We start from the raw sequence: 2,792 nt of genomic DNA, 5'->3' as shown, positions 1-2,792 counted from the left end.
TGCCGATCACCGACCGGTATTCCATCGCGCGGATGATCGGGAGGCTGACCCACGCGGAGGAGGAAGGAACCCCGGGGAAGACCATCATGCTGCTCGGGCCGGGACGGTGGGGGACGAGCACCCCATCCCTCGGAGTGCCCGTCTCCTTCGGGGAGATCAACACGGTGTCGGTCCTGTGCGAAATCGTGGGCATGCACGGGACCGTCGTGCCCGACGTCTCCCTCGGCACCCACTTCTTCAATGACCTGGTCGAGGCGGACATGCTCTATCTCGCCCTCTTCCTCGGGAGGAAGGGGAATTTCCTCAACGAGGATTTCTTCCGGCGGAGCAGGAACCGTCTCGCCGACCTGGTACCGGAAGAGGCCGGGTGGTCCGATGTCGTCCGGGTCATCGACATCCCCGGGGCCCCGGGAGGTCGGGCCCTTTACCTGAACGCCAACTCTCCGGGCCAGAAAGCGGTCTGCTACCTCGCCGGCCTGGGAGAGGGGCTCCTACCCGGGTAGGAGAGGGGCGCGAAGGTACCGCGCGGCCCGGCCCGCCCCCGCACGGCGGACCAGGTTCCGTTCGTGAAGGCGCGCCAGGACCTGCTTTACGGTGTCTCGGGGGATGCCGAGCTCGCGGCGGACCATCCGGATGCTCACCTCCCCGTGCCGGTCGAGAAGGGAAAGGACGGCCCGCTGGTTCCCCGACAGGAGATCTTCCGGGGGACGCCCTTCCAGGAGGGTGCGAAGTTCGAGGGCTTGCTCCTGCAGCACCTCGAGGAACGCCCGCAGCCACGGCATGATGTCCGGCCGGGGGATGTTCCGTTTCGCCTGGGCCCTTCGCAGGGCGATGGAATAGTCCATCTCCCGCTCCGCGATGACGGCGTCCAGCGGGAAATACGGAACGTGGGCATAGCCGCAGCGGAGGAGAAGGAAGGATGCGAGGATCCGGCTCATCCTCCGGTTCCCGTCCGCAAAGGGGGAAATGGCGAGGAATTCGAGAAGGAAGGAGGCGATGACCAGAAGCGGATGGAAGGCCCGGGAGCCCAGGCGGGCCGCCGTCCATCGCGACAGGAGATCCATTTTTCCCGGGGCGAGATGAGGCTCTACGGGGCGCAGCGCCGGGGACTCCATACTCCCGAGCGGATACGCCGCCGCCTTGCCGGGCACCGCCCGGTATCTTCCCCGGTGCGCCCGGTCGGCGGGCGAATACCGGAACAGCTGCGCGTGGAACCCGAGGATGAGGTCTTGCCCCAATTCCATGTCGCGGTATTCGCGAAACACCGACCGCAACAGTTCCGCGTACCCGGCTTTCGAGGCGGCCTCCCCGGACGGCGCGCCGCCTTCGGGTCTTCGCCCCCACGGCCGCTCCCGCGGGGAGGAAAAGGAGAGCCTTCCGGCGCTCCGGGCGGAAATGCCGGCGGAAACCTCGATCGTCCTTTCCTGCAATCGGGCGAGGATCGACGGGAAGGCGTAGGCCCGTCCCTGCCACCACCCCCGGAACTCGTCGACCCCGGAGATTCTCCCGACCAGTTCGTGGAGATCGAGGGGGGGCAGTTCCGTAAGCCTTGCGTCGAGCTGGCCCTCCATCGGTTCCCTCCCGGATTACGCGCATTATACCCGATTACACCTGATTCTTTACAACGGGCTTGACGGGAGCGTCAGAGGGGGTACATTCGGGAGAAGCGGGCGGCCGGGCAGGCCGCTACTTCGCATTCATCCCGAGGAGGCAGGGTATGGCACTGACGCAAAGGCTGGAGGCGATCTACCAGGATGTGATCAAGCGGAACCCGGGGGAGTCGGAGTTCCACCAGGCGGTGAAGGAGGTTCTCGACTCGCTGGGCCCGGTTCTCGTCAAGTACCCGGAGTTCGCCGAGGCGAAGATCATCGAGAGGATCTGCGAGCCGGAGAGGCAGCTGATCTTCCGGGTGCCCTGGCAGGACGACCGGGGAGAGGTCCAGATCAACCGCGGCTTCCGCGTCCAGTTCAACAGCGCGCTGGGGCCGTACAAGGGGGGATTGCGGTTCCATCCCTCCGTGTATCTCGGGATCATCAAGTTCCTCGGCTTCGAGCAGATCTTCAAGAATTCCCTCACGGGGCTTCCGATCGGCGGGGCGAAGGGAGGGTCCGACTTCGACCCCAAGGGGAAGTCCGACTCCGAGGTGATGCGCTTCTGCCAGAGCTTCATGGTCGAGCTGTGGCGGATCATCGGGGAGCACACGGACGTCCCCGCCGGGGACATCGGCGTCGGGGGCCGGGAGATCGGCTTCATGTTCGGGCAGTACAAGCGGCTCACGAACAAGTTCGAGGCGGGCGTCATCACCGGAAAAGGGCTGGTCTACGGCGGAAGCCAGGTGCGCACCGAGGCGACCGGGTACGGCTGCACTTACTTCGTCGAGGAGATGCTCAAGCACCGGAAGAACGGCCTCAAGGGGAAGAAGGTCGTCGTCTCCGGGTCCGGGAACGTGGCGATCTACACGCTGGAGAAGGTGCACCAGCTGGGAGGAAAGGTCGTCGCGGTGAGCGACTCGAACGGGGTGATCCACGACGAGAAGGGGATCAACCTGGAAACGCTCAAGATGCTCAAGGAGGTCGAGCGGCGACGCATCAAGGATTACTGCGAGTACCACAAGAGCGCGAAGTTCACCCCCAACGGGAACATCTGGGACATCCCGTGCGACGTGGCCTTCCCCTCGGCGACCGAGAACGAGGTCACGGGGAAGGATGCCAAGAAGCTCGTGAAAAACGGCTGCATCGCCATCGGCGAGGGGGCCAACATGCCGACGACCCCGGATGGGGTGAAGGTCTTCA

General features: G+C 65.3%; 3 protein-coding genes. 2 read left to right on the top strand and 1 reads right to left on the bottom strand.

Annotated features, from left to right (window positions below):
* Positions 1-503: hypothetical protein (locus tag VJ307_07525; GenBank protein HJX73991.1), on the top strand; the 503-nt coding region annotated here is incomplete at its 5' end.
* On the opposite strand, the gene VJ307_07520 is transcribed toward VJ307_07525, so the two are convergent.
* Positions 492-1,571, bottom strand: coding sequence for a Fic family protein (locus VJ307_07520; protein HJX73990.1), 1,080 nt, complete (start codon positions 1,569-1,571; stop codon positions 492-494). The two genes, VJ307_07525 and VJ307_07520, sit on opposite strands and share 12 nt — an antisense overlap.
* A 146-nt stretch (positions 1,572-1,717) precedes the next feature.
* On the opposite strand from VJ307_07520, the gene gdhA reads away from it, so the two are divergent.
* Positions 1,718-2,792 (top strand): NADP-specific glutamate dehydrogenase (gene gdhA, locus VJ307_07515; GenBank protein ID HJX73989.1); only part of this gene is annotated, 1,075 nt, incomplete at its 3' end.

The organism is Candidatus Deferrimicrobiaceae bacterium, from assembly GCA_035256765.1.
Classification (GTDB): domain Bacteria; phylum Desulfobacterota; class Deferrimicrobia; order Deferrimicrobiales; family Deferrimicrobiaceae; genus CSP1-8.
Note: the sequence above shows the minus strand (reverse complement) of the source record. Positions and strands in the feature narration are given on the sequence as shown.